The organism is Bradyrhizobium agreste, assembly GCF_016031625.1.
Classification (GTDB): Bacteria; Pseudomonadota; Alphaproteobacteria; order Rhizobiales; family Xanthobacteraceae; genus Bradyrhizobium; species Bradyrhizobium agreste.
Genome location: NZ_JACCHP010000034.1, coordinates 1 through 25,803, shown reverse-complemented (window position 1 = coordinate 25,803; position 25,803 = coordinate 1). Strand labels below are relative to the sequence as shown.

Below are 25,803 nucleotides of genomic sequence, written 5' to 3'. Positions count from 1 at the left end.
GGCACCGCACTGGCGTCCACGGGGTTCCTCCCGTTCTACGCGGCCGACGACACTCGACTTCACCCGGCAATTTTTGCCCGGTGTATGGTTAGCAAAGGGTTAACGGGGGGTGGGAAGGGGGCGACCGACGGTGTTTTGCCCGTCATTCCGGGGCGCCCGCAGGGCGAACCCGGAATCCATCGGGCGGCAGAGTTGGTCGATGAATGGATTCCGGGCTCGCGCCAAGGGGCGCGCCCCGGAATGACAGTGGAAGCTACTTCGCCTTCTCCATTTTCGTCACCGTATAGCCCGACGACGCCTCCTCGGCCTCGAAGGTCACCTTGTCGCCGACCTTCACCTGCTTGAGCATCGCCGCGTCCTTGACCCGATAGACCATGGTCATGGGGTCATCCATGCCGAGGCTCTTTGCTGGTCCATGCTTGAGCGTGATCTTGCCGGCGCCCTCGTCGATCTTCTTGACCTCGCCGCTGATTGAGGCCCCGGCCGCCAGCGCGCTGGTGGCAACGCTTGCGGTCAGCGCCAGCGCGGCCGTGATATTGATGATGCGGTTCATGGAAATCTCCTTCGCGTTACTTGACGGTGACGTGGCCGATCATGCCGTTGTCGCGGTGATCGGGAATGAGGCACGAATATTCGAACGTGCCGGGCTTGCTGAACTTCCAGAGGATCTCGGCCGTCTTGCTCGGGGCGAGGCGCACGCCGTTGGGATCGTCATGCTCCATGTGCGGATGCTTCTTCATCTCGACGGCATGCGCGAGATTCTCCTTTGTCGTCGCCAGCAGGAATTCATGGTCCTCCTTGCCGACGTTGCGCAGCACGAAGCGGATCTGCTCGCCGCGCTTCACCTCGATCTTTGCGGGCGTGTAGTCCATCTCGTTCAGCAGAACTTCGATGGTGCGTGCGGGCTTCTTGGGATCGCCGGGTTCGCCGGCCGAATAGTTTCCGTGCCCGTGCTTGTCGTGAGCAAGGGCCGGGGCGGTCGAAAGTGCAGCCAGCGCGAGGGCGAGCTTGATCGTGGTCTTCATCGTAGTCTCCAGTTGGTGGTTCATCGAAACGCTCACATCTTGTGCTTCATCGGCGGGCTGCCGGGTGGTTTGTGCCGCGCCGGCTCTGCGGCCGGCGCCGCGACCTCGTAGGCGACGGTGCCTTGCGGGAACTTGTACGGACCGGGATCGCGGTAATCGTCGCGCGCGAGGTCTTCGCGGATCTTCATCACCGTGAACATGCCGCCCATCTCGATCGCCCCGAACTGGCCGGTGCCGGTCATCATCGGCAGCGTGTTGTCGGGGGCGGGCATCTCCATGTTGCCCATCGCCATGCCGGTCGAGCCCATGGCCATGCCGTCGGGCGCGAGCTTGCCGACGGCCTTGGCGAGATCCTTGCGCGACACGCCGATCAGGTTGCGCACGTCGTGCCCCATCGCGTTCATGGTGTGGTGCGACTTGTGGCAATGGAACGCCCAGTCGCCGGGATTGTCGGCGAGCACGTCGAACACCCTGACGGCACCGACCGGGACGTCGGTGGTCGTTTCAGGGATCTGCGCACTCTCCGGAATCCAGCCGCCATCGGTGCAGGTCACAGCAAAGCTGTGGCCATGCAAATGGATCGGATGGTTGGTCATGCTGAGATTGCCGATGCGCACACGCACCTTGTCGCCGAGCCTGACCGGCAGCGGATCGATGCCGGGAAAGACCCGCGCGTTCCAGGTCCACATGTTGAAGTCCGTCATCTCGTTGACGTGCGGCAGATAGGTGCCGGGGTCGACGCGATAGGTGCTCATCACGAACACGAAGTCGCGGTCGACGGCGCGGAAACTCGGGTCGCGCGGGTGCACGACGACCATGCCCATCATGCCCATCGCCATCTGCACCATCTCGTCGGAATGCGGGTGGTACATGAAGGTTCCGCTCTTCTTCATCTCGAATTCGTAGACGAAGGTCTTGCCGGGCTCGATATGCGGCTGGGTCAAGCCGCCGACGCCGTCCATGCCGCTCGGGATGATCATGCCGTGCCAGTGCACCGTGGTGTATTCGGGCAGTCTGTTGGTGACGAAGATACGGACCTTGTCGCCCTCGACCGCCTCGATGGTCGGGCCCGGCGATTGCCCGTTATAGCCCCACAGATTCACCTTCATTCCTTCCGCGAATTCGCGCACCACCGGCTCGGCGACGAGATGGAATTCCTTCCAGTCGCCGTTCATGCGGAACGGCAGCGACCAGCCGTTCAGCGTGACCACGGGGCGATAATCCGGGCCGCTGGTGGGGTGCAGCGGCGGCTGCATCACCACCTTGTCCATGGTGGGTGCTTCCGGAATCGAAGCGGCCTGGACGCGGCCTTGAATAGCCGATGCGCCGACAAGCGCGGCGGTGCCCAAAAATCCTCGGCGTGAAAACATCTTGGCCTCCGTCTTTAGTGGCCGCCGCCTTCGGCAGGAGCTGCCGCGGCGACATTGGTTGGATTGTCGCCGCCGGCGGCGGGCGCGCCGCCGCCGTTGACGGCGGTCTGCAGGTCGGCCTGGGCGAGGAAGAACCTCTGCCTGGCGTCGATCGCGCCGCGCAGCGCCGCGAGGCGCTGCCGCGCTTCGGTGAGCAGCGCGAAGATATCGACCTGCATGCTGGAGAAGCGCAGCTGCATCTCCTCGGTGATGATCTTTCGCAACGGGATGATCTCGCGCTGGTAGTGACCGGCGATGTCGTAGGTGGAGCGATAGGCGCGATAGGCGTCGCGCGCCTCGGAGCGCACATTGACAGCCCGCTCGGTCAGACGGTTGAAGGCGAGATTGTAGGTCTCGGTGGCCTGGCGCACGCGCACCTCGCCGCCGTCGAAGATCGGAATCTGGAACTGCAGGTCGAAGCCGCGCTCGCGGAACGGCGGCCCTTCCGGATCCTGGGTGCGGCGGGAGATGCCGGCGAGATCGAGCAGCGTCACGAAACGCGTCGCCTCGGTGAGGTTCAGCGCTTTCGCCAGCGCGGCCAGCTCAAGCCGCGCGATCTGCAGGTCGAGGCGATGCGCCACCGCATCGGCCTCGATCGTGGGGAGCGCCAGCGGCCGGCGCGGCAATGGCGGCAGTTGATTGGGCAGGCGGAAGTCGAGACCGTCGTCCCACAGCCCCATGAGGCGCGCCAGCCTTTCGCGCGCGCTTCCCGCCGCCTGCCGCGCGGTGGCGAGATCGGCGGTGGTCTCGGCATAGAACACCTGCTCGCGGGCCTGGTCGAGCTTGTTGAGCGAGCCGGTCTCGCCGAGCTTGAGCGCGAGCTGTGCCGTCGATTCCGCCGTCGCCTTCGCGTCGGTCAGCAGCCCCACCATCTCGCTCCCGGCAACCGCGCGGACATAGGCGCGGCGCACGTCCGCGGCGAGCCGCAGCGTCGCCAGCGCGGCGCGCAGCTGCGCTCCGCGGAAGCGGTCGCGGGCGATCTCGGACCGGAACGGCAGGGTGGCGAGGGCGAGGATGTCGCCGACCACCTGGCGCTCGATCTCGTTGCCGCCATCGCCCGTGATCCGCGAGAGCGAGAACACCGGATTGGGCGGCAGGCTCTGCTCCACCAGGTCGGCCTCCGCCAGCGCCAGCTCGTTATAGGCGGCCTGCAGTCCCTTGTTGTTGAGAAGCGCGATCTGCACGGCGGCGTCGGCGCTGAGCGTGCGCGACAGCAGCTGGCGGACGCGGGCGTCGACCGCGGCGGCGCCCTCGGCCGAGCGCACGAAGGCGACGTCCTTGTTGATGGTCTGGCTCGCCAGATCCGAGACGGCGGTCATGCCGCTGTCGGGCGAGAACGCGGCGCACCCGGAAAGGCCGAGCGCGGCGAGCAGGAGCAGGCCTCGCGCGAAATGCTGTGACATGGCGCGCTCCTACCGCTCTTGCTTCGGCTGCGGCGTCACCGCATCGTTGCGGCCGCGCCAAGGTGCCGGCGTCGCAGGCCGCAGGCTGGCATAGGGTGCGATGGTCGAGCGATAGCCGACGGGGGCTACTTTCGCCGCCGGATCGGCGGGATCCGCGCTGGCCATCTGCGTCGTTGCCGGCATGCAGCCGGACAGCGCCGACGCAGCAAAGGCCAGCAGCAGCCAAATGAATCGAGAATGTCGTTCACCCGCCGCGGATGCGGCAGATTTCGCCCCGGAAAGCGCAAGCATGTCTTAGTTCCTGATCTGAAAGACCACAGGTTCGCGCGCGCAAGAGCGCGCATCGAACCGACGCCGTCATGTCAGATCAGGCGATGGGGGGACGATAGTGCTGGGGCGGCGCGGCGCTGTGCAGGCTGGGCACGATCTCGGGCGCACAGGTCGACATCGGCCGGACCGGCGTGGCGACGCTGGGCAGATCGGCCGGCAGCGCGCTGACGCACATCATCGCGCAGCACGGGCCGACTGTTCCCTTGCCGTCGTGATGATTCGGAAGAGGTGCGTCCTTCGCGGCGGTGTGGGAGGAGGTGCCCGCATGCTCATGCGGAACATCGCCATGGCTCGCAGCCATGTGATGATGCGCCGGAACGAGGTCAGCCTGGGCCTCGTCGCCAAGGCAGGGCGCAGCACTGCCCCAGGCGAGGCTTGCGGCTGGCGCGAGCACGCAGAACAGATAGGCGAGGGCGATGATTCGCCCCACCCTGATCCGCACCGATCGCGTCAATCGCGACAACATCCCGCCGATATGCTCCTCGCGCGGCAATGTTGCACGCGCATATTGCAAACTAATGGCAAAAGACGCATTCGCCAAGAGCTTATTACCGCAGTGCACCGCGCATGCCCAATATCGCGGCACGCTGGTTGACCATGGGACGGTCCGCGAACATGGTCCTGCCCGTGCACGCGCCAAATCATCCAGGACAAACACCTGCTTCCTTCACCCCTGACTCCCGTCAGGCCTGGGTGCGACTCGTCCTTGCCCTCGTGATCGGCTCGATCGGCGCCGTCGGCATGTGGGCGGTCGTGGTCGTGATTCCGATCGTGCAGGCCGAGTTCGCTGCCACGCGCGGCGCGGTGTCGCTGGCTTTCACCCTGATGATGTTCGGCTTCGGGCTCGGCGGCGTGATCGCCGGCAAGATCACCGACCGGTTCGGCATCGTGCCGGCGATGGCGATCAGCATCGCCTTCCTCGGCGTTGCCAATGTGCTCGCGGGCCTCTCGGGCCAGCTCTGGCAGTTCGTGGCGGCTTATTTCTTCATCGGGCTCGGCACCTCCGCGACCTTCGCGCCGCTGATGGCCGAAGCCTCGCACTGGTTCGAACGCTATCGCGGATTGGCGGTGACCATTGTGGCCAGCGGCAATTATGTCGCCGGCGCGATGTGGCCGCCGATCGTGAGCTGGGGCACGCAGGAGATCGGCTGGCGTTACACCCACATCGGCATCGGTCTCGTCTGCGCCGGCCTGATGTCGGTGCTGGTGCTGATCCTGCGCGCGCAAATGGGCCGCGACACCGTCCACGATCATGCCAACGCGCCGCCGCCGCGGGTCGATCTCAGGCTGTCGACGAATACGCTGACGGTGCTGCTCTCGATCGCCAGCATCTCCTGCTGCGTGGCGATGGCCATGCCGCAGGTGCACATTGTGGCCTATTGCGGTGATCTCGGTTACGGCGTCGCGCGCGGCGCCGAGATGCTGTCCTTGATGATGGGCTGCGGCATCGTCAGCCGGATCGGCTCCGGCTACCTCGCCGACAAGATCGGCGGCATCCGCACCCTGCTGGTGGGATCGCTGGCGCAGGGCTTTGCGCTGGTGTTCTATCTGTTCTTCGACAGCCTGACCTCGCTGTATCTGATCTCCGCGATGTTCGGCCTGTTCCAGGGCGGCATCGTGCCGAGCTACGCCATCATCGTGCGCGAGGCCATGCCGGCGAGCGAGGCGGCGACCCGCGTCGGCATCGTGATCTTTGCATCCGTGTTCGGCATGTCCTTCGGCGGCTGGGTGTCGGGCGTCATCTTCGATGCCACCGGCTCCTATGCCGCGGCGTTCGCCAATGGCGTCGCCTGGAATGCGCTGAACATCGGCATCGTCGTGCTGCTCTTGATCCGCGCGCGGACGGGCTCGGTCGAGACCGGCCCTGGTTTTGCCACCTAAAGCGCGATGAATTGAGGTTTGATAGCGCAACGACGGAGGTGCGCTCCCTCTCCCGCTTGCGGGAGAGGGTTGGGGAGAGGGTGCTTCCGCAATGGGACAATCCCCAAGAGGAGAAAGCCCTCACCCGGCGCGTGGGACGATGCTGCGCATCGCCCGGACGCGCCGATCTCTCCCGCAAGCGGGCGAGGTGAACGAGCCGCGACAATCGATTCAACCTAAAGCCATTCCGCTTTAAACGGCCTGTCCCGCCTTCAGGAGCGAGCAGCCGGTGATCTTGTAGCTGCCGTCGCCCTGCTGCTCGAGCGTGTAGAGCGCCTCCCAGGCCTCGCCATTGGCATCGATGATATGGACGCGCTGGGCAATCCAGCCGCCCTCGGTCTTGCTCTCGCCGAATTCGAAACTCTTGTGACGATAGACCGGCGCGTAGCCGTTCTGCACCATCGACATGAAGATGTCGGGCGCGGGAAAGATCTCTTTGATCGCCGGTGCCGCATGGGAATAGGCCGCCGTCGCATCGTCGCGAACGAAGGCCCGCTCCTGGGCGCGGATGACGCTTTGGGCCGCCGCGACATCGCCGGCAAACGCTGCATGATGACAGGCAACGATGAGAGCGACCAGCAAAGCTGCGATGCGCATGACAAGCTCCGCGTTGAGATCCCGGCGGAGGCGATCCTAGCACATTTGCGACGCCAGGGCGGGCACTCATCCCGCGCTTGACTTGGTGCGTTAGCGCCACACGCGGGAATGATGGTCTGGCTTGCTTATGATCAGCCGTCCAGCAGCGCTGCCATACGGTGTCGGTCGATGATGCCGGGATCGGGTGGTATTTGATAGCCGTCCATTTCGGCCAGTTTTGCGGCGACACGCGGTCTGGTGATGACCTCCTGAGGCAGCGCAACGCACATTGCGATTTCAATCATGCCGCGGAGTACGTCGGCGTCTTGAGACGAGGCAGCGAGAAGCTTGGCCATGACCGGGTTGGGTGCGGGCAGCGGCGTGCCGTGTTCCAGAGCGTTCATCTCAGCGATCCGCGCGCGATCCGCGGCGATCTGGTTGCGATAAAACGGACCGACTTGGATTTCGGTCTCGGCGTCGTATTCCCGGGAGAAGGCTTCGGGATCGTCGAGGTGTCGGCGGGCAACGTTGCGAAGCACCTGTGCGTGCAGAAGGCCGACGCTCAAGCCCCGTCCGGCGGACGGGTTGGTACACGCCCATGCATCGCCGACAGCAGCGAATCCCGTGATGACGGGGCGACCATCGACGACAAATCGCCGGTATCGGTCGATAACTCCCGCCATCAGAAGGACGGGTGTTATTGGCTCGCCGTCGAGCCAATGGGCTTGCCGTGGGCACGCTGAGACGACGCGATGGAATGTCGCCGTATCCCGCAAGCCGCGCATCGCCTTGTTTTTCGACGAGGTAAACAATGTGACCGACCAGGTGTCGTTGTCCCCGTCCAGGGTAAGGATCGAGAACAAGCCCATCGGAGTGAGCGCGCGTCCCATCCTGCGAGGCCGCTGCTGCCCCGAGAAATACCGCGTAAAATAGGCAAAGTTGCTGTCTTCGGCTTCCTCGAACGGGCTGCGGGCACCCGCGCAGCGGATCCAGTCACAAGCCGCGCTTCGCCGTCCCATGGCGTCGATGACCAAATCGGCGCGAATCTCTTCGCCGGATGTCGTGCGTACCCCCGTGACGTGCGGCACACCCGGGACCGCCGATGCGCCAATGATAATTTCGCGAACTTTGGTCCCCCGACGAATAGTCACGTTAGGCGCGGCTTGCGCCATTGCAGCTACGGCCCATTCTACAATCGGCCTCCGGCCAGTGACGAAGCGCATGGCCTCATCGCCCGGACGCGGTGTCTTGTCCGTTAGCGTTGGGGGAAGAGATCGACTGTCGAGATAGTCCACCCAAACGCATCCGGCGCGCAGCAAATCATCCGTCAATCCTGGCAATTCCAGATCGCTGATCATCCGAAAGCGCGAACTGAGGTTATGTGGTTGCCTGAATTGAGCAACTCCTGGACGTTCCCACGTGTCCCATCCCTCGGCAGAGGCCACAGGTTGACCGGCCGGATCAGCCTCCAGGACCGTGATATCGTGGCTGTCGCGACCGAGCATCGTCGCTGCGCTCAATCCAATCACGCCTCCACCGCAAATTACGATCTTGCTCATCTTCTTCCCCACCTGTTCGGGTTCGGCGGGCCGCAGAAGCGGCGGTGAATCGTCATCGTCTCCTCCGGGCGAACGACAACGACGCCCACTCACGTGGCCACGGGTTCCTCAAGAGATTGAGTCGGTGTGGCGAACCGGAGGTTCAAGCGTGTCTCAGCTTTGCCTTCAAGATGCGGTTGTCATTGGTGACGTCGCATTGCTCCGCTCCCGGATCCGCAAGCAGCAATGCCTTGACCGGTCGCCAGATTTCGGCTCGCGCCTCAGGAGCCGGCATTCCTTCGCTCAGCCCTCGGAAGCCGGCCGTCCGTGGCCAACAAGGAATGTCAGTATGGGGTCAGAAGTGGTCTCACCCTTGCAGCTCGTCGTCCGACAGGTCAGCATCAACGCTGCGAGCTGCTCGACCGCATTGCGCCAAGCGTGGCTGCAGCTTGAGGCGAGAGGCCCGCTCAGACATTCCGACGCTATTCTATCACCTCATCGACGCGAGCAATGAGTATCGATGGCAAGTCGACTCCAATGAGACGTGCCGTCGCAAGGTTGAGTACCAGCTCGTATTTTGAAGCCTGCTCAACAGGAAGGTCGCCTGGCTTTTCCCCTTTCAGTATCTTGTCGACAAAGAAGGCGACATAACGATACATGCTGTTGAAGTTCGGTCCATAACTCATGAGCCCACCGGCTTCCACGTTCGCTCTGTTCGCAAACATGGTCGGCAATCGGTGCTTGATAGCCAGCTCGGCGAGCGACCGGCGGCGAGCGTTTGTAATCGGCGACGATGGGACAAGCACCGACGTAACGTTGTCGTTCACCATCAGCTCAAAAGCTCGGTTGAAATCGTCGGCCGTTCTGATCGGCGCTCCCACCAAATCGATGCTCTTGCGCATAGCCGCTTCTTCAAGGGCGGACAGTACACGGGCGTGCGTTGGCGTGGTCAAATTCCACAGCACCCCCACACGCTTCGTCCCCGGTTGTGCCTCGACTAGAATTTCCAATCCTTTGGCAGCCATTTCGGTAAGGACCATGGATACCCCGGTAACATTGCCGCCCGGGTGCGCGAGACTGGCCACGTGTCCAACTCCGACCGGATCCGCGTGCTGCGCAAAAACGATCGGGATCGTCCTCGTGGCCCGTAGTGCGGGTTCAACCTGCGTCGACGCCGGCGCGATGATGATGTCGACATTCAACTTCGAAAGTTCTTCGGCGTGTCTATCTAGTTCAGCAACTTCGGCGGCCCATCGAAACTCGATCAGCAGATTGCGACCTTCGCGATATCCGAAGCGCTTCAGTCCCAGGCGCAAGGCTTCGATCTGGTCGGTCCAATCCTCGGACTTACCAAGACCGAGAAATCCGATGCGAGGAACACTCCCCGTCCGCTGCGCCAGCCCAACGAGTGGCCACCCGATCGTGCAAACCGCGGCTGCAATGAACTGCCTCCGGTTCATCCCCGACTCCAGCTGTACTTAAAAGCCATCGTAGAGACCGAGCAATTCATCAGAAGGGAAATGTCCGTTGACTGTCATAGGCGCCGCTTTGGCGCATTGCACGATCAGTGATCTTGGTTGGGGACCCATTCCTCAGCGGTCGCATCCCAATGATGGGTATCGTCGAAATGCTTCCAGAGTGGCTTCCTTTGCTTCCTTTCGTCCTCCTGCCGGTTTGCCTGTAGGCCGACAACAAATGTCATAGCCAGCATTGCCCATTCGCGAGTGCTGCGCCGAGAATTCCACTTGATTGCTGAGAGCATGGGAGGCCTCCGTCAAAGCAAGAACTTGTCTTCACACTAGGCCGCGCCATGAGCGAGGAGATGTAAACTACTTCACAAGCAGTCACTATCTTCGGCGGAGGTGACGGTGATGCGGTGCAGCGAAGAGAGGCAAAGCGTCGGCTTGCCTTCTTCCAAGTTAAGCCGAAGAGTTGCGGCCTGCGGCTCCTGGCGAGGACTCATGGCACGGGATGCCCAGGCTCGAAAAGCCAGTCCACCTTCCATTGCAGAGGAGCAGATCGAAGCCCACAACCTGTTGGCGCACGAGCGAGCTTCGGTTGGTTCGATACCGCACCTGCATGTGCGAGATGGAATGGGCCTGGTATAGAAGCAGCGATGCCTTCAATAACTGACTCACCCACCGATGTTGCTGCAATCGTGATCGTCACTATGGATATGGCGACTACAAGGACATGGGGCACAACGCTGTTTGAAAAGTGCGTCATGAGTTGAGCCCTCACAACTTATATCTGTGCTCGCCGCACATGGCGTGCTCGTCACCTTTGTAGGGCAGTCATGAACAATGTTGTAGCAGCGATCCAGACCTAGTCTGGAGCCGAAACACGCTACCAGCGTGGGCAGGCGCTCCTGAAAAGAGCGCCTTCATAAATCAGAGATCGTGTTGCCGGTTTTCACATGATCTTGGATTGTGATTTGCGACCCGCGTCGCAAAGCGCTTCGCCTGCGGCGTAAGTCGCTCTACGCGCCGCTAGCGCTTTCGCTTCGTCGCCGGCTTCGCCATCTTGGACGAGCGCGCCTTGGCTTTGCCGGGCGGCTGCACGCGCAAGCCGTCGACGAACACGTCGAGCAGGCGCAGCGCCGTCGCCTGCCAGCCGGGCTGGTCGTGCACGTAGCACATGCCGAAGAAGGCGCGCAGCAGATCCTCGGGGTTGATGTCGGCGCGCATCTCGCCGGCTGCGACCGCCCGGTCCAGCAGCGAGCCGATCGCCTTGGTCAGACGCTCGAAGGAGAAAGCATGCAGCTCCGACCCGCTCTGCACCGCGAGCGCCAGCGCGGCCATCATTCCCTTCTTGGTCGCAACGAACGCGACCCCTGAGTGCAACCAGCGCCGCAGCGCCTCGATCGGGTCTTTCTCGTTCTTCAATTGCTCGGCCAGCTCGCCGAGCTGCTCGACCTCGCGGCGGTACACCGCCTCGAACAAGGCCTCGCGCATCGGAAAATGCCGATACAGCGTGCCGATGCCGACGCCGGCCCGCTTCGCCACGGCTTCCAGGCTCGCCTCCGAACCGCCAGCGCTGAACACCAGCTTCGCCGCTTCGAGCACGCGCTCGCGATTGCGCACGGCGTCGGCGCGGGGCTTTCGGGTCTGGTCGGTGTGGTCGTCCATGGTGCGCAATGTAGATCACGAATTGGTTAGATTGAACCCTCAGGTCGTCTTATCGCGTTGGTGGCGCACGCGCTTTTGACGAATTCCAGATTTTTTCGCACGGCCCTTGTTAAGCGGAGGGTGCCTCCGTATCTTCGGATCAAGCGCCGGCCGCATCGTGTTCGGGCGGCGCTATTCGACAGCGGCCACGGCGGTGGCGCGCTGCGCGATCACTCATGTCCAAATCTGATCGGAGCCTTGTATGAACCACTCCATCAGCCTCACCGTGAACGGTGCGCGGCGCGATTTCGTCCTCGACGATCCGCGCGTCACGCTGCTCGATCTCCTGCGTGAGCGCCTCGATCTGACCGGAACCAAGAAGGGATGCGACCGCGGCCAATGCGGCGCCTGCACCATTCTGGTCGACGGCAAACGCATCAACTCCTGCCTCGCGCTCGCCATCAGCAATGACGGCGCCGACATCCTCACCATCGAAGGCCTCGCGCGCGGCGACCAGCTGCACCCGGTGCAGGCCGCCTTCATCGCCCATGACGGCTTTCAGTGCGGCTTCTGCACGCCCGGCCAGATCATGAGCGCGATCGGCATGATCGGCGAAGGCCAAGCCGGCAACGATCCCGAACGCGTCCGCGAATGTATGAGCGGCAATCTGTGCCGCTGCGGCGCTTACGTCGGCATCGTCGATGCGGTGCTGGAAGCGCAAGGACAGATGGACGAGACCAATCAGAGGCGCTCCGCATGAAACAGTTTGATTATGTCAGGCCGGCCACGGTCACGGAAGCCGTTGCTGCCGCGGCCCAGCCGGGTGCGGCCTATCTCGCCGCTGGCACCAACCTGCTCGATTTGATGAAAGGCGGCGTCAGCCGTCCGGACCGGTTGGTCGACGTCACGCATCTCGACGGGCTCGATCAAATCGAGACTCTCGCTGACGGGTCTTTGCGCATCGGCGCGTTGGTGAGCAACGCCGATCTCGCCCATGATGCGGAGTTCGCGCGGTCCTATCCCGCGGTGGCCGAAGCGCTGCTCTCCGGAGCGTCGGCTCAATTGCGCAATGCCGCCACCGTCGGCGGCAACCTGTTGCAACGGACGCGCTGTGCCTATTTCTACGACACCGCCAGCCGCTGCAACAAGCGCGCACCTGGCTCCGGCTGCGACGCGCGCGACGGCGAGAACCGCAGCCATGCCGTGCTCGGCTGGAGCGAGAGCTGCATCGCTACGCACCCCTCCGACTTCTGCGTGCCGCTGGTCGCGCTCGGTGCCATCGTCGAGATCGAGGGCAGGGGCGGCCGGCGCGAGATCGCGCTCGACGAGCTGCACCGCCTGCCGGGCGAAGCGCCCGAGCGCGAGTCCGTGCTCGAGCCCGGCGATCTCATCGTCGCGGTGCGCCTGCCGCCCGCCGCGCGCGGCTTTGCCGCGCATGCGCGTTACCTCAAGGTCCGCGAGCGCACCTCCTACGCCTTCGCCGTCGTCTCGGCCGCGGCTGCGCTGCGGATCGAGAATGGCAGGATCGCGGAAGCGCGGCTCGCGCTCGGCGGCGTTGCCGCAAAGCCCTGGCGCGCCCGCGCCGCGGAAGACGTCCTCAAGGGTATGGCGCCGACCGCGGACGCGTTCCAGGAGGCGGCCTCGCACGCGCTCAAGGGCGCAAAGCCGTCCGGCGACAACGCCTTCAAGATCGAGCTCGCGCGCCGCATCGTCTTGCGCGCGCTGACCTTGGCCGCCACTGGTACGCCTGCGCGGATCCCCGCGCTGCCGGCCTCTCCCTTTGCCTCGATTTCCGGAGCCCTCCATGTCTGAGCTCAATTTGACCAGCGCTCCCGCCCATCTCAGGCACGGCTCGAATATCGGCCAGCCGCTGACGCGTCGTGACGGCATCCTCAAGGTGACGGGGCAGGCGACCTATGCCGCAGACAATCATCCGCCCGGCATGTTGTTTGCGGTGATCGCTGCGGCCAGCATTGCGCGCGGCCGCGTCGTCTCGCTCGATGTTGCCGCGGCCAAGCGTCATCCCGGCGTCGTCGACGTCATGACGCCGGAGCACAAGCCGCCGCTCGCGATCGATCCGGAGATCAAGACCAATCCGTTCGTGTTCCGAATGGAGGCGTTGCAGAGCAACGAAGTCCGCTATGCCAATCAGCCGATCGCCGTCGTGATCGCCGAGACGCTCGAAGCCGCGACGGAAGGTGCCGCGCTGCTGGCGCCGCGCTATGAGACCCTGCCTCCGCTGGTCGGACTCGACGCGGGCGAAAGTTTTGTGCCGCCGGTCGTCGGCGTCGGCAATCCCGCGGAAAGTTACCACGGAGATGTCGAAGCGGGCCTCGCTGCAGCCGACAAGCAGATCGATGCGACTTACGAGACGCCGCCGCAATATCACAACGCCATGGAGCCGCATGCGGTCGTGGCGCACTGGGATGGCGACAGGCTGTCCGTGGACATGCCAACCCAGGGCCTGAAGTTGTCGCTCGCGCGCATCGCCGAGCTGTTCGGTATCGCCCACGACAAGATCCACGTTCGTAGCCCGTTCCTCGGTGGCGGCTTCGGGTCGAAGGGGCTCATGGGCGGGCCGCCGGTCCTCGGCATCATGGCGGCAAAGCTCGTCGGCAGGCCGGTCAAGCTGGTGCTGCGCCGCGAGCAGATGTACGGCCCGGTCGGCCATCGCGCGCCGACGCGCCAGCGCCTGCGCCTGGGCACCGACACCGAGGGACGTCTGACCGCGCTCGATCACCATGCGCGGACCGTATCGAGCACGTTCGATGATTTCTACGAGCCTGCGGCCGGTGCTTCGCACACGCTCTACGCGGCGCCCGCGATTCGCACCTCGCACGATGCCGTGCGCGTCAACACCGGCACGCCGCTGTTCATGCGCGCGCCGGGCGAGGCGACCGGCTCGATCGCGCTCGAAAGCGCGATCGACGAGATGGCCTGGGCCTGCGGCATGGATCCGCTGGCTTTCCGCCTGAAGAACTACGCCGAGGTCGAGCCGATGACGGGACGGCCTTTCTCCTCCAAGGCGCTGCGCGCCTGCTACGAGCAGGGTGCGGCGCGCTTCGGCTGGGCCAAGCGTCCGCTGCAGCCGCGGCAGATGCGCGACGATGCCGGGCTCCTGGTCGGCTGGGGCATGGGCACGGCGACCTTCCCGGCGCTGATGTTCCAGGCCGAGGCGCGCGCGGCGATCCGCCGCGACGGCTCCGGCGTGATGGAGATCGGCGCGCACGACATGGGGCAGGGCGCCTGGACGGCGCTGGCCCAGATCGCGGCCGACGCCGTCGGTCTCGACATCGACAGCCTCGACTTCAAGTCCGGCACGTCCGACCTGCCCGACGCCGGTATTGCCGGCGGCTCGGCGCACACGGCAACGGCAGGCGCTGCGATCCACAGCGCCGGTGCGGCCGTGATCGCAAAGCTCGCCGATCTCGCCACCAGCGACGAGCGCTCGCCGCTGTTCGGCGCCGGCAATGCCGGCGTGATCGCGCGCGAGGGCAGGCTGATCCGCCGCGACGACGAGAGTCGGAGCGAGAGCTATTCCGAGATTCTCGCGCGCGCCGGCGTCGCCGAGATCGAGGCCCGCGGCACCGGCGCAGCGAACCCTGCGGCGATGGAGCAATATGCGATGCATGCCCACGGCGCGGTGTTCGCCGAGGTGAAGGTCGATCCCGAGCTGGGCCAGATCCGCGTCAGCCGCATGGTCGGCGCCTTCGCCGCCGGGCGCATCATCAATCCGCGGATGGTGCAGAGCCAGCTGTTCGGCGGCATGATCTGGGGCCTGTCCTTTGCGCTGCACGAGGAGGCCATCACCGACCGGCGGACCGGGCGGATCATGAATGCCAATCTCGGCGAATACCACCTCCCGGTGAATGCCGACGTGCCGCCGCTCGACGTCATCACCGTCGAGGAGCACGATCCGCACGTCAACGCGCTCGGCATCAAGGGTGTCGGCGAGATCGGCATCACCGGCAGTGCCGGCGCGGTCGCCAACGCCGTCTGGCACGCCACCGGCGTGCGCGTCCGCAAATTTCCGATCCGGATCGAGGAGTTGCTGACGCAGCTCTGAAGCGGTTCCACAATGGGACAATCCCCAAGACGAGAAAGCCCTCACCCGCGCCGGAGCCTGTCATCGGGCGCGCCTTCGGCGCGACCCTGTGGGCGCGACCTCTCCCGCAAGCGGGAGAGGTGAACGAGCCGTGCCGGATGCGCCGATCTCGCCGTCAGAACGTCGGCGGCGTGCAGGCCGAGATCACTTCGCACGGTTTGCCGCCGACGCAACGGAAGCGATGCGGGCGGCGGCTCTCGAAATAATAGGCATCGCCGGGATTGAGGATGCGGCGCTCGTCCTCGACGGTGACCTCGAGCTTGCCTGAGATCACGATGCCGCCTTCCTCGCCGTCATGGACGAGATGCACGCGGCCGGTGTCGCTGCCGGGCTCGTACCGCTCTTTGAGGATCTGCAGGCTGCGGCCGAACAGATTGTCGCCGACCTGCCGATACGAGATCGGCTTCTTGCCGACTTCGGTGAGCTCCTCGGCGCGGTAGAAGATCTTGCGCCTGGACTCCGGCTGCAACGCGAAGAACTCGGCGAGCCCCATGGGGATGCCGTCGAGGATGCGCTTGAGCGCGCCGACCGACGGGTTCATCTGGTTGGATTCGATCAGCGAGATGGTCGAATTGGTCACGCCGGCGCGCTTGGCCAGCTCGCGCTGCGACAGCTTGTGGCGCGCCCGGATGAATCGCAGCCGTCCACCGATGTCGACGCTCATATCCAAGTCCCGTGTTGCAGGTGTTGCGGATCGCGCAAATATGGACCGGCAGCCCCAGCCAAATCAATGGCTTGCAGGTCGCCAGAAAAGGGCTTGTTGCGCTTTCCAAGCCATGGCTCAGCTATGGGATCAGCAAAGGAGCGCGGCCGTGACCCTTCATCAGATTCCGAACACCATCAAGACCGATTCGTACTGGATGCCGTTCACGGCCAACCGGCAGTTCAAGAAGGCGCCGCGCCTGTTCTCCTCGGCCGAGGGCATGTACTACACCAGCGTCGACGGCCGTCAGGTGATCGACGGCTCCGCCGGGCTCTGGTGCGTCAATGCCGGCCACGGTCGCAAGCAGATCGCCGCCGCGGTCGAGCGCCAGCTGATGACACTGGACTTCGCGCCGTCGTTCCAGATGGGCCATCCGCTGGCGTTCGACTTCGCCGAGCGTCTTGCCGAGATCGCCCCTAAAGGCCTCGACCGCGTCTTCTTCACCAATTCCGGCTCCGAGTCGGTCGACACCGCGCTGAAGATCGCGCTGGCCTATCACCGTGCCAACGGCCAGGCCAGCCGAACCCGGCTGATCGGCCGCGAGCGCGGCTATCACGGCGTGGGCTTCGGCGGCACCTCGGTCGGCGGCATGGTCGCCAACCGCCGCGCCTTCACCACGCTGCTGCCGGGCGTCGACCACATCCGCCACACCCATGATCTCACCCGCAATGCCTTCGCCAAGGACCAGCCGGAGCATGGCGCCGAGCTCGCCGACGATCTCGAGCGTCTGGTCGCCCTGCATGGTGCCGAGACCATCGCCGCCGTCATCGTCGAGCCGGTGCCTGGCTCGACCGCGGTGCTGCCGCCGCCGAAGGGCTACCTGCAGCGCCTGCGCGAAATCTGCGACAAGCATGGCATCCTCCTGATCTTCGACGAGGTCATCACCGGCTTCGGCCGCCTCGGCACGCCGTTCGCCGCCAATTTCTTCGGCGTGACGCCGGACCTGATGACGACGGCCAAGGGCATCACCAACGGCACCATTCCCTGCGGCGCCGTGTTCGCCAGCCGCAAGGTGCACGACGGCCTGATGGTCGGTCCCGAGAGCCAGATCGAGCTGTTCCACGGCTACACCTATTCCGCGCATCCGACCGCCTGCGCCGCGGGCATCGCGACGCTCGACATCTACAAGGACGAAGGCCTGCTGACGCGCGGTGCCTCGATCGCGGAATACTGGCGCGATGCACTGCATTCGCTCAAAGGTCTGCCCAACGTCGTCGATATCCGCAATTGCGGGCTGATGGGCGCGGTCGAGCTGGCGCCGCGCGACGGTGTGGTCGGCGCGCGCGGTTATGACGTGATGGTCGATTGCTTCAACACCGGCCTCTATCTGCGCATGAGCGGTGACAGCTTCGCGATGTCGCCCCCGCTCATCGTCGAGAAGAGCCACATCGACCAGATGATGTCGATCCTCGGTGACGCCATCAAGAAGGTGGCCTGATATTTGCTCTCGCCGCTAGCGAGTTGTGTCCTTGCAGCGGCGAGCGCCGCGGGAGTTTGACGAAGCGTGAAAGTTCTGATCCTCGGCAGCGGTGTCATCGGTGTCACCTCTGCCTACTACCTCGCGCGTGCCGGTCATGAGGTGACGGTCGTCGACCGTCAGCCGGAGCCGGCACTGGAGACCTCTTTCGCCAATGCCGGCGAGGTATCGCCCGGCTATTCCTCGCCCTGGGCCGGCCCCGGCGTGCCGGTGAAGGCGATCAAGTGGCTTCTGATGAAGCACGGCCCGCTGGTGATCCGGCCGAAGCTCGATCCGGTGATGTGGGTCTGGCTGCTCAAGATGCTGCGCAACTGCACCAGCGCGCGCTACGCGGTCAACAAGAGCCGGATGATTCCGATCGCCGAATACAGCCGTGACTCTTTACGCGATCTGCGCCGCGACATCGGCGTCCAGTATGACGAGCGCTCGCAAGGAACGCTGCAGCTGTTTCGCTACCAGGCCCAGCTCGACGGCACCGCCGAAGATATCGCCGTGCTCAAGCAATATGGCGTGCCCTTCGAGGTGCTGAGCCGCGAGGGCTGCATCGCGGTCGAGCCGGCGCTCGCGGGCGTGAAGGAGAAGTTCGTCGGCGGGCTTCGCCTGCCGCAGGACGAGACCGGCGACTGCCACATGTTCACGCAGGCGCTCGCCAAGCATGCCCAGGCGCTCGGCGTGCGCTTCCTGTTCAACACCTCGATCGACCGCATCGTCACCGAGGGTGCGCGCGTCAGCGGCGTCGCGACCAGTGCCGGCCTGTTGCAGGCGGACGCTTACGTGCTCGCGCTCGGCAGCTGGTCGTCGCGGCTCGTAGCGCCGCTCGGCATCTCGCTGCCGGTCTATCCGGTGAAGGGCTATTCGATCACGGTGCCGATCAAGGACGCCTCCGGCGCGCCGGAATCGACCGTGATGGACGAGAGCTACAAGGTCGCGATCACCCGCCTCGGCAATCGCATCCGCGTTGGCGGCACCGCCGAAATCTCCGGCTATTCGGACAAGCTCTACGCTGCGCGGCGCGCCACGCTCGATCATTCGCTGACCGACCTGTTCCCGCGCGGCGGCGATCTGTCCAAGGCGACGTTCTGGAGCGGTCTGCGCCCGATGACGCCGGACGGCCCGCCCGTGATCGGCCCGACCCACTACGCCAACCTCCACCTCAACACCGGCCACGGCACGCTGGGCTGGACCATGTCCTGCGGCTCGGGCCGCGTGCTCGCCGACATGCTGTCGGGCAGGAAGCCGGAGATCGACGTCAGTGCGCTGACGGTGGAGCGGTATAAGTACAGGTTCGGGTAATTGATGCTGTCATTCCGGGGCGCCTCGAAGAGGCGAACCCGGAATCTCGAGATTCCGGGTTCGATGCTGTGCATCGCCCCGGAATGACAGCAATCGGCTACCCCGCCCCCGTCACGCAGTTCACCCACAGCACCACGGCCTTCGCATCCTGCGCCGGGTTCGAAAACCGGTGCGGCCGTCGGCTCGCAAAGCGGAAGCTGTCGCCGGTCTTCAGCGACCACGTCTGGCTGTCCACCGTCAGCATCATCTCGCCTTCGAGCACGAGCCCGGCCTCTTCGCCGTCGTGGGTGTAGAGCTCGTCGCCGGTGGATCCGCCCGGCTCCAGATGCACCAGGAACAGATTGAGCTTGTTGTCGCTGCTGGCCGGGCTCAGCAATTGTTTGGACACGCCGGTGCGCCACAGCTTCAATTCGGGCCGTTGCAATCCGCGCGTCACCACCTGATCCGATGCGCCGTCGGCGCTCGGGCTCGCGCCGAACAGCGCGGCGATGCCGACGCCGAGCACGTCGGCGAGCGTCGCCAGCACGCGCAGCGACGGCGACGACAGCCCGCGCTCGATCTGGCTGAGGAAGCCGATCGACAAATCCGAGCGCGCGGCGACCGTCTCGAGCGAGAACTGCCTGACCCGCCTGAGATCCCGGATGCGGCGACCGACCGCGACGTCCATCGCCGGCTCGGCCGGCTTGGCTTTGGCTTTCACCTTAGCCGGCTTTTTCCTGGCCGGCTTTGCGGCGGCCGGTTTGCGCATTCTTTTGCCACCGCTCACGTCAAACCGCTTCCTTCATGTGCATGAAAACCGCTTGCATCATCCGCGAAAGTGTGACCAATTTTCATATTGGTGAAAATAGGCCGAAACGGCCCCGCCCGCAACGTCTGACCGCGACATGCGCGCGCCGCCGCCGGCCAGGCCCAAAAGGGGGATGCGATGAAGCGTTTTGTTCAAGCCGTTTTCGCGGCGCTCGCCATTGCCATAGCCGTGCCGGCCTCGGCGCAACAGGTGCTGAAGGTCGGCTCGACGCCGACGGGCATCCCTTTCACCTTCCTCGACACCAAGACCAACACCATCCAGGGCATCATGGTCGATCTCATCACCGAGATCGGCAAGGATGCCGGCTTCAACGTGCAGATCGAGCCGATGCAGTTCTCGGCGCTGATCCCCTCGCTGACCTCGAGCAAGATCGACATCATTGCGGCCGCGATGTTCATCACCGCGCCGCGCAAGGAGGTCATCGACTTCTCTGACCCGATCTACACCTACGGCGAGGGCCTCGTGGTGCCGAAGACCGACACCAAGGCTTACGCCACCCAGGACGATCTGAAAGGCGAGACGGTCGGCGCCCAGGTCGGCACCGCCTTCGTCGACGCGCTGAAGAAGACCGGCCTGTTCGCCGAAGTAAAGGCCTACGACACAATCCCGGACATCCTGCGCGACGTGAACACCGGCCGCCTCAAGGCTGGCTACGCCGATTATCCGATCCTCGCCTACAATCTGAAGCAGGGCGGCTTCCCCGAGGTGCGCCTGGTCGACGGCTACAAGCCGGTCACGGTCGGCTCGGTCGGCATTGGCGTCCGCAAGGGCGAGACCGCCCTGCTCGGCAAGATCAACGCCTCGCTCGCGAAGCTGAAAGCCAACGGCACCATCGACAAGATCCTCGATAAATGGGGCCTGAAGGCCCAGGGTTGATCGTCAGCGTCTGATCGATGAAGGCTGCCCGATGAAAGGCTTCTGGCGCGACGCCGTCGAGTTCTTCCCGATCCTCTTGAACGGCGTCGCGCTGACGATCATCGTCACGATCGGCTCGCTGCTGCTCTCGACGGTGCTCGGCCTCGTCTGGGCGATGATGCGGGTCTCCGGCATCAGAGCGCTGTCGATGCTCAGCGCCAGCCTGATCAACGTGATCCGCGGCATCCCAATCATCGTGCTGCTGTTCTACCTCTACTTCGTGATGCCCGATCTCGGCGTCACGCTGTCGGCCTTGCAGGCCGCGATCCTCGGGCTCGGCATCGCCTATTCGGCCTACCAGGCGGAGAACTTCCGCGCCGGCATCGAGGCGATCGACAAGGGGCAGATCGAGGCGGCGCAGTCGATCGGCATGGGATGGTGGCTCACCATGCGCCGCGTCGTGCTGCCGCAGGCGGTGCGCATCGTGCTGCCTCCTTACGGCAACGTCATGATCATGATGCTGAAGGATTCCTCGCAGGCCTCGACCATCACGGTCGCCGAGCTGGCGCTGCAGGGCAAGCTGATCGCCTCCTCGACCTTCAAGAACACCAGCGTGTTCACGCTGGTCGCCCTGATGTATCTCACCATGAGCATTCCGCTGATCCTGCTGGTCCGTCACTTCGAGAAGCGGGCCGGCAAGCGATGATCGAGCTGAGCGACGTCCACAAGAGCTTTGGCAAGGTCGAGGTGCTCAAGGGCATCACGGCCTCGGTCGAGAAGGGCGAGGTGGTCTGCATCATCGGCCCCTCCGGCTCCGGCAAGTCGACCATCCTGCGCTGTATCAACGGTCTCGAAAGCTACGACCGTGGCGAGATCAGCGTCGAAGGCTTGAAGGTCGATCGCGATGCGCCGTCGATCGTGAACATCCGCACCCAGGTCTCGATGGTGTTCCAGCGCTTCAACCTGTTCCCGCATCGCACCGCGCTGGAGAACGTGATCGAAGGGCCGCTCTTCGTGAAGAAGGAGCCGCGAGCCCAGGTGCTGGAGCGCGGCCGGGCGCTGCTCGCCCAGGTCGGGCTTGCCGAAAAGGCCGACGCGCATCCGCCGCAGCTCTCCGGCGGCCAGCAGCAGCGCGTCGCGATCGCGCGGGCGCTCGCCATGCAGCCCAAGGCGATTCTGTTCGACGAGCCGACCTCGGCGCTCGACCCCGAGCTCGTCGGCGACGTCCTCGGCGTCATGCGCAAGCTCGCCGACGACGGCATGACCATGGTCGTCGTGACCCACGAGATGGGCTTCGCCCGCGATGTCGCCGATCGTGTTCTGTTCATCGATGGCGGCGTCATCGTCGAGCAGGGGCCGGCTAAATCGGTGCTCAATCAACCGCAGCACGCGCGGACGCAGGACTTTCTGCGCCGCGTGCTGCATCCGCTCTGACCGGGCTTTGCCATGACGCGCCTGCCTCTGCCACCCTCGCTCTATGCCGACACCGCCGTCGCGCCGGTCGCCACGCCGCCGCTCGACGTCGACAAGAGCGTCTCCGTCGCGATCGTCGGCGGCGGCTACACCGGCCTCTCCACGGCGCTGCATCTGGCGGAGCAGGGCGTCGAGGCGCTGGTGCTGGAGGCGCAGGAGCCGGGCTGGGGCGCGTCCGGCAACAATGGCGGCCACACCAATCCCGGACTGAAGCACGATCCTGACAAGATCGAGGCCGATTTCGGCACTGAGCTCGGCCGCCGTATGATCGCGTTCGCCTACGGCACGACCAACTTCACGCACGATTTGATCCGCCGCTACCAGATCCCGTGCGAGGCGCGGCAGAATGGCACGCTGCGCGCGGCTTACAATGAGAGCAGCGCCGCCGCGATCGAGCAGACCGCGCAGCAATGCATCCGCCGCGGCATGCCGGTGACGTATCTCGACCGCGCGCAGCTGCGCGAGATGACCGGTACCGACCGCTACATCGGCGCCATGCTCGATAGTCGCGGCGGCGATCTGCATCCCCTCAGCTACGCCCGTGGTCTTGCGCGCGCCGCGATTTCGGCGGGCGCGAAGGTTCATGGCGAGACGCCGGCGTTATCGCTCCGCCACGAGGGAACGCGCTGGCGCATCGAGACGCCGCGGGCGGTGGTTCATGCCGACAAGGTCCTGCTCGCCACCAACGGCTTCACCGACGATCTCTGGCCGGCGCTCCGCCGCACCATCGTGCCGGTGTTTTCCTCGATCGCCGCCACCGCGCCGCTCTCCGACGCGGTCGCTCGTTCGATCATGCCGACGCGTCCGGTGCTCTACGAGAGCGGCCACATCACGGTCTACTATCGCATCGATCAGCAGAATCGTCTTTTGATGGGCGGACGCGGCCCGATGCGCTGGATCAAGTCGCCGCATGACGTCGCCTATCTCATGCGTTACGCGGAGCGGCTCTGGCCGCAGCTCAAGGGCATTGCCTGGACCCACGGCTGGAACAGCCGGCTCGCCATCACCAAGGACCATTATCCCCACGTGCACGAGCCTGCTGAGAGCGTCCTGATCTCGCTCGGCTGCAACGGCCGCGGTGTCGCGCTCTCGACCGCGATGGGCGCGCAGCTCGCCCGCCGCCTGATCGGCGGCACCAAGGCCGAGATCGACATGCCCATCACGGGCATCAAGCCGATCCCGATGCACGCGTTCTGGCCGGTCGGCGTGACCACCGCCGTGATTGCGGGCCGGGTGCGGGACCGGCTCGGCATATGAAAGGCGCCGCCTTGTGAGGGCGGCGCCTTCTCAAGAATTGCAAGATGGCATCAGCAGCGGCCCTGCTTCCACAGTCCGGGCGGGCAGCCGTAACCGCGCCAGCCGACCTTGCGCCCATGGTACCATCCGGGCGGCGTGCCATAGTGATGATGGCCTATCTTATAGCCATGACCATGTCCGTGGCCATGCCCACCCTTCGCCAGCGCCGGGCTCGCAAAGGTGAAGCCGGCCGCAATGATCAGCGACGCGGCGAGCGCAAGTTTCTTCATCATGTCCTCCAGTGGGGCGAGCGCATTGTCCGTTCAGTGAACGAACGCCGGGCAGGTAAGTTCCCTGCGAATGTGGAGGAGTCGTGACGCTCTCCTGGATGCGTAATCGCGCTGGAGCTCAACGCGCGCTGGCAATTCCAGCCGACTCAAGCCTCCGCCACCGCATCGGCCCACGGCTGGAAAATCTCGACCGCGCCGGAGTTGAGCGCGCCATCGCGCATCACGACGCTCGGACAGGCGAATTTCTGCGGCACCGCCTGCACCCGGCTCTCTTCATAGTCGAAGCGCGCCGCAAGCGCCTTGCGCACCTCCTCAGGCAGGCGCGCATCGCCGATCACCACTGCGCCTTCGCTGGCGTCGATGCGCGGCTGGTGGATGGCGGCATCCAGGTCCATGCCGTAATCCATCGCAAAGGACACGAGCTGCGTCACCGCGGGCAGGATGCGACGGCCGCCGGAGGCGCCGACCGCGAGGCGCTTGCCGTCCTTGGTCTCGGCGATGACGGGCGTGTAATTGCAGAGGCAGCGCTTGCCCGGAGCCAGCGAGTTGGTGGTGCCGGGCGTCGGGTCGAACCACATGATGCCGTTGTTCATGGTGATGCCGCTGTGCGGTGTCACGTATCGCGAGCCGAAGGACGAGAGCAGCGTCTGCGTCACCGCCGCGATGTTGCCGTGACGATCGACCACCGAGAAATGCGTGGTGCAGGCCGGCGCCAGATATTCGGCGCCGAGCGAGCGCTTGCCGTCGGCATCGCCCATGTCCTTGAGCCGCTCACGGAAGGCGGCCTGCAGGGCCAGCGCATATTCGACATAAGCGCCGGCATCCGGCGCGCCTGCCGGCGCCAAGCTCTGCTGCAACAGGCGCAGCGCGTGCGCCATGGTGGGGCCCGCGGTGAGCTCCGGGGTCGCGAACACCTTGCCCTCGCGATAGGGAATCGCCAGCGGCTCGCGCAGGTGGGCGCGGAAGGCGCCGAGATCCTCCACCGACAGCGAGCCGCCGTCGGTCTGGATGTCGGAAGCAATGCTCCTGGCGAGATCGCCTTGATAGAAATCGCGCGGGCCCGCGTCGGCGAGATGTGACAGCGTCGCCTTCAGGGCGTCCTGCGGCAGCCGCGTCTCGGCCTTGATGCCCCATGGCGCGGTCGGCGGCAGGCCGTCCTTCAGATATGCGGCCGCGCTCGCGGGGTAGCGTCTGAGATCGGCGGCCGAGCCCGCGATCGTCACCGTCGTCCACCAATCGACCAGCAGGCCTTCGCCGGCGAGCCGAGCTGCCGGCGTGACCAGATCCTTCCACGGCAATTTGGCGTAGCGGCGGTGCGCCTCTTCCATTCCGGCGACGACGCCGGGCACGGCGATCGAGCCGGGGCCGTGGACGTTGCGGTCATCCTTCACCCGCGGCCATGGAAACAGATCGGACGCCGCGCCTTCGCCGCTGAGCGGATAATCGGCGGCGCGCAGGCTCTGCGGTGCGCACATGCCGTAGTCGATCACTTGGTAGCGATTTTCCTTGGCGCGGTAGAGCACCATCGCACCGCCGCCGCCGATGCCGCTGTTCCAGGGCTCGAGGACGTTGAGGGCAAACGTGGTCGCGACGATCGCGTCGACGCAATCGCCGCCCGCGGCCAGCACCTCTGCCCCGACTTCAGCCGCCCGCCGCGATTGCGAGGCGACGATGCCGCCCTTGGATGTGACGGCGGGCTTGCGGATTGTTTGGTTGAGGCTGAACTGCTGAGGCATGATGTCGTCTGATGCTCGTCGATGGTTCGCTGCGTTGAATGCGAGGCTCCGCAATTGGCGAAGCGCGCGGACAATGGCACATTGCCGCCAACGAGAACATCCAAAGGGAGGCGCGACATGGCTGGTGTGAAACAGGCGCGGGATGTGAGGTGCGGGGGCTGTCCCCACCGTCATGCCCGGGCTTGACCCGGGCATCCACGTCTTCGTATCCGCGCTCCCAAAACGTGGATGGCCGGGACAAGTGTGCGGACCGGGGACATGGGTAACACCGTTCGGAGACATGGGTAACGGGTTCATTTTGCATCACCTCGTAGATCGATGGATGCGATTTGATGGGCTCCGAAGTAGACGCCGAATTGCCCATCGGTGGCGAGTGGCCTGATGGCCAAAAGCTCGCCGCGGAAGGCCTCCGGGACGCGCCAGCGCCGCTTGCCGAAGCGTAAGTTGGCCTTGAGCTGACTGGCCCTGCGCACGATTGCTCCTTCCTCGTACTCAGGCTCGGGCAGCTTGCTTGGCAAT

At 65.0% G+C, this 25,803-nt stretch carries 24 protein-coding genes and 1 pseudogene; 10 read left to right on the top strand and 15 right to left on the bottom strand.

The features are described 5' to 3' along the window. Positions 1 to 253 precede the first annotated feature (253 nt). From HZZ13_RS33830 to HZZ13_RS33805, 6 genes are all read right to left on the bottom strand, one after another. A complete protein-coding gene (locus tag HZZ13_RS33830; RefSeq protein WP_197963780.1) occupies positions 254 to 553 on the bottom strand; it encodes a copper-binding protein in 300 nt (99 codons plus the stop codon). Positions 554 to 569: 16 nt separating this feature from the next. Continuing rightward, a complete protein-coding gene (locus HZZ13_RS33825) occupies positions 570 to 1,025 on the bottom strand; it encodes a cupredoxin domain-containing protein (RefSeq protein ID WP_197963779.1) in 456 nt (151 codons plus the stop codon). Positions 1,026 to 1,057: 32 nt separating this feature from the next. Next, on the bottom strand, positions 1,058 to 2,395 hold the full coding sequence (locus tag HZZ13_RS33820) for a copper oxidase (RefSeq protein WP_197963778.1): 1,338 nt from the start codon (positions 2,393 to 2,395) through the stop codon (positions 1,058 to 1,060). 14 nt (positions 2,396 to 2,409) lie between these two features. After that, entirely contained in the window at positions 2,410 to 3,837 is a 1,428-nt protein-coding gene (locus tag HZZ13_RS33815; RefSeq protein WP_197963777.1) for a TolC family protein, read from the bottom strand. A gap of 9 nt (positions 3,838 to 3,846) precedes the next feature. Beyond that, entirely contained in the window at positions 3,847 to 4,128 is a 282-nt protein-coding gene (locus HZZ13_RS33810) for a hypothetical protein (RefSeq protein ID WP_197963776.1), read from the bottom strand. A 76-nt stretch (positions 4,129 to 4,204) separates the two neighbouring features. Continuing rightward, positions 4,205 to 4,633 carry a hypothetical protein gene (locus tag HZZ13_RS33805; protein ID WP_197963775.1) on the bottom strand — a complete coding sequence of 143 codons (429 nt, stop codon included), beginning with the start codon at positions 4,631 to 4,633 and terminating at the stop codon, positions 4,205 to 4,207. A 149-nt stretch (positions 4,634 to 4,782) separates the two neighbouring features. On the opposite strand from HZZ13_RS33805, the gene HZZ13_RS33800 reads away from it, so the two are divergent. Continuing rightward, positions 4,783 to 6,048: an MFS transporter gene (locus HZZ13_RS33800; RefSeq protein WP_197963799.1), complete on the top strand. Its 1,266-nt coding sequence runs from the start codon at positions 4,783 to 4,785 to the stop codon at positions 6,046 to 6,048. A 231-nt stretch (positions 6,049 to 6,279) separates the two neighbouring features. Here HZZ13_RS33800 and HZZ13_RS33795 read toward each other — a convergent pair whose 3' ends face one another. The 4 genes from HZZ13_RS33795 to HZZ13_RS33780 all read right to left on the bottom strand — a co-directional run bounded on the left by HZZ13_RS33795 (position 6,280) and on the right by HZZ13_RS33780 (position 11,329). Further along, positions 6,280 to 6,684 (bottom strand): DUF4864 domain-containing protein, encoded by a 405-nt coding sequence (locus HZZ13_RS33795; RefSeq protein WP_197963774.1) that lies wholly within the window; start codon positions 6,682 to 6,684, stop codon positions 6,280 to 6,282. 131 nt (positions 6,685 to 6,815) lie between these two features. Then, positions 6,816 to 8,222 carry an FAD-dependent oxidoreductase gene (locus tag HZZ13_RS33790; protein ID WP_197963773.1) on the bottom strand — a complete coding sequence of 469 codons (1,407 nt, stop codon included), beginning with the start codon at positions 8,220 to 8,222 and terminating at the stop codon, positions 6,816 to 6,818. A gap of 461 nt (positions 8,223 to 8,683) precedes the next feature. Then, complete coding sequence (locus HZZ13_RS33785) at positions 8,684 to 9,661, bottom strand: ABC transporter substrate-binding protein (protein ID WP_197963772.1); 978 nt, start codon at positions 9,659 to 9,661, stop codon at positions 8,684 to 8,686. 1,029 nt (positions 9,662 to 10,690) lie between these two features. Further along, complete coding sequence (locus HZZ13_RS33780) at positions 10,691 to 11,329, bottom strand: TetR/AcrR family transcriptional regulator (RefSeq protein WP_197963771.1); 639 nt, start codon at positions 11,327 to 11,329, stop codon at positions 10,691 to 10,693. A gap of 241 nt (positions 11,330 to 11,570) precedes the next feature. Between HZZ13_RS33780 and HZZ13_RS33775 the strand changes: the two genes are divergently transcribed. From HZZ13_RS33775 to HZZ13_RS33765, 3 genes are read left to right on the top strand one after another with little or no spacing between them, the layout of a single operon-like run. Beyond that, a complete protein-coding gene (locus tag HZZ13_RS33775; RefSeq protein ID WP_197963770.1) occupies positions 11,571 to 12,068 on the top strand; it encodes a (2Fe-2S)-binding protein in 498 nt (165 codons plus the stop codon). Beyond that, complete coding sequence (locus tag HZZ13_RS33770) at positions 12,065 to 13,120, top strand: FAD binding domain-containing protein (RefSeq protein WP_197963769.1); 1,056 nt, start codon at positions 12,065 to 12,067, stop codon at positions 13,118 to 13,120. Before HZZ13_RS33775 ends, HZZ13_RS33770 begins: the two co-directional genes overlap by 4 nt. Beyond that, positions 13,113 to 15,374, top strand: a complete 2,262-nt coding sequence (locus tag HZZ13_RS33765) for a xanthine dehydrogenase family protein molybdopterin-binding subunit (protein WP_197963768.1) — start codon at positions 13,113 to 13,115, stop codon at positions 15,372 to 15,374. Before HZZ13_RS33770 ends, HZZ13_RS33765 begins: the two co-directional genes overlap by 8 nt. A gap of 154 nt (positions 15,375 to 15,528) precedes the next feature. Here HZZ13_RS33765 and HZZ13_RS33760 read toward each other — a convergent pair whose 3' ends face one another. Further along, on the bottom strand, positions 15,529 to 16,077 hold the full coding sequence (locus tag HZZ13_RS33760) for a cupin domain-containing protein (RefSeq protein WP_197963767.1): 549 nt from the start codon (positions 16,075 to 16,077) through the stop codon (positions 15,529 to 15,531). A gap of 148 nt (positions 16,078 to 16,225) precedes the next feature. On the opposite strand from HZZ13_RS33760, the gene aptA reads away from it, so the two are divergent. Both aptA and HZZ13_RS33750 read left to right on the top strand, forming a co-directional pair. Beyond that, entirely contained in the window at positions 16,226 to 17,554 is a 1,329-nt protein-coding gene (gene aptA, locus HZZ13_RS33755) for an omega-aminotransferase AptA (protein ID WP_197963766.1), read from the top strand. A gap of 66 nt (positions 17,555 to 17,620) precedes the next feature. Beyond that, positions 17,621 to 18,886, top strand: a complete 1,266-nt coding sequence (locus HZZ13_RS33750; protein ID WP_197963765.1) for a D-amino acid dehydrogenase — start codon at positions 17,621 to 17,623, stop codon at positions 18,884 to 18,886. Between the two features lie 97 nt (positions 18,887 to 18,983). Here the strand turns inward: HZZ13_RS33750 and HZZ13_RS33745 are convergent, their stop codons facing one another. Then, positions 18,984 to 19,634, bottom strand: coding sequence for a helix-turn-helix domain-containing protein (locus HZZ13_RS33745; RefSeq protein ID WP_197963764.1), 651 nt, complete (start codon positions 19,632 to 19,634; stop codon positions 18,984 to 18,986). Positions 19,635 to 19,811: 177 nt separating this feature from the next. Between HZZ13_RS33745 and HZZ13_RS33740 the strand changes: the two genes are divergently transcribed. The 4 genes from HZZ13_RS33740 to HZZ13_RS33725 are packed head-to-tail and all read left to right on the top strand — an operon-like array spanning position 19,812 to position 23,279. Then, the gene (locus HZZ13_RS33740) at positions 19,812 to 20,570 is read left to right on the top strand and encodes an ABC transporter substrate-binding protein (RefSeq protein WP_197963763.1); all 759 of its coding nucleotides are present in this window, start codon (positions 19,812 to 19,814) and stop codon (positions 20,568 to 20,570) included. A 31-nt stretch (positions 20,571 to 20,601) separates the two neighbouring features. Beyond that, on the top strand, positions 20,602 to 21,255 hold the full coding sequence (locus HZZ13_RS33735) for an amino acid ABC transporter permease (RefSeq protein ID WP_197963762.1): 654 nt from the start codon (positions 20,602 to 20,604) through the stop codon (positions 21,253 to 21,255). Beyond that, a complete protein-coding gene (locus tag HZZ13_RS33730; protein WP_197963761.1) occupies positions 21,252 to 21,983 on the top strand; it encodes an amino acid ABC transporter ATP-binding protein in 732 nt (243 codons plus the stop codon). The genes HZZ13_RS33735 and HZZ13_RS33730 overlap by 4 nt, the downstream gene beginning before the upstream one ends. Before the next feature lie 12 nt (positions 21,984 to 21,995). Continuing rightward, positions 21,996 to 23,279 (top strand): NAD(P)/FAD-dependent oxidoreductase, encoded by a 1,284-nt coding sequence (locus tag HZZ13_RS33725; protein ID WP_197963760.1) that lies wholly within the window; start codon positions 21,996 to 21,998, stop codon positions 23,277 to 23,279. A gap of 50 nt (positions 23,280 to 23,329) precedes the next feature. On the opposite strand, the gene HZZ13_RS33720 is transcribed toward HZZ13_RS33725, so the two are convergent. The 3 genes and pseudogenes from HZZ13_RS33720 to HZZ13_RS33710 all read right to left on the bottom strand — a co-directional run. Further along, positions 23,330 to 23,551, bottom strand: a complete 222-nt coding sequence (locus HZZ13_RS33720; protein ID WP_197963759.1) for a hypothetical protein — start codon at positions 23,549 to 23,551, stop codon at positions 23,330 to 23,332. A gap of 143 nt (positions 23,552 to 23,694) precedes the next feature. Continuing rightward, the gene (locus HZZ13_RS33715) at positions 23,695 to 25,284 is read right to left on the bottom strand and encodes a gamma-glutamyltransferase family protein (protein ID WP_197963758.1); all 1,590 of its coding nucleotides are present in this window, start codon (positions 25,282 to 25,284) and stop codon (positions 23,695 to 23,697) included. A gap of 293 nt (positions 25,285 to 25,577) precedes the next feature. Continuing rightward, positions 25,578 to 25,803, bottom strand: a pseudogene (locus tag HZZ13_RS33710) (IS481 family transposase); the annotation flags it as partial.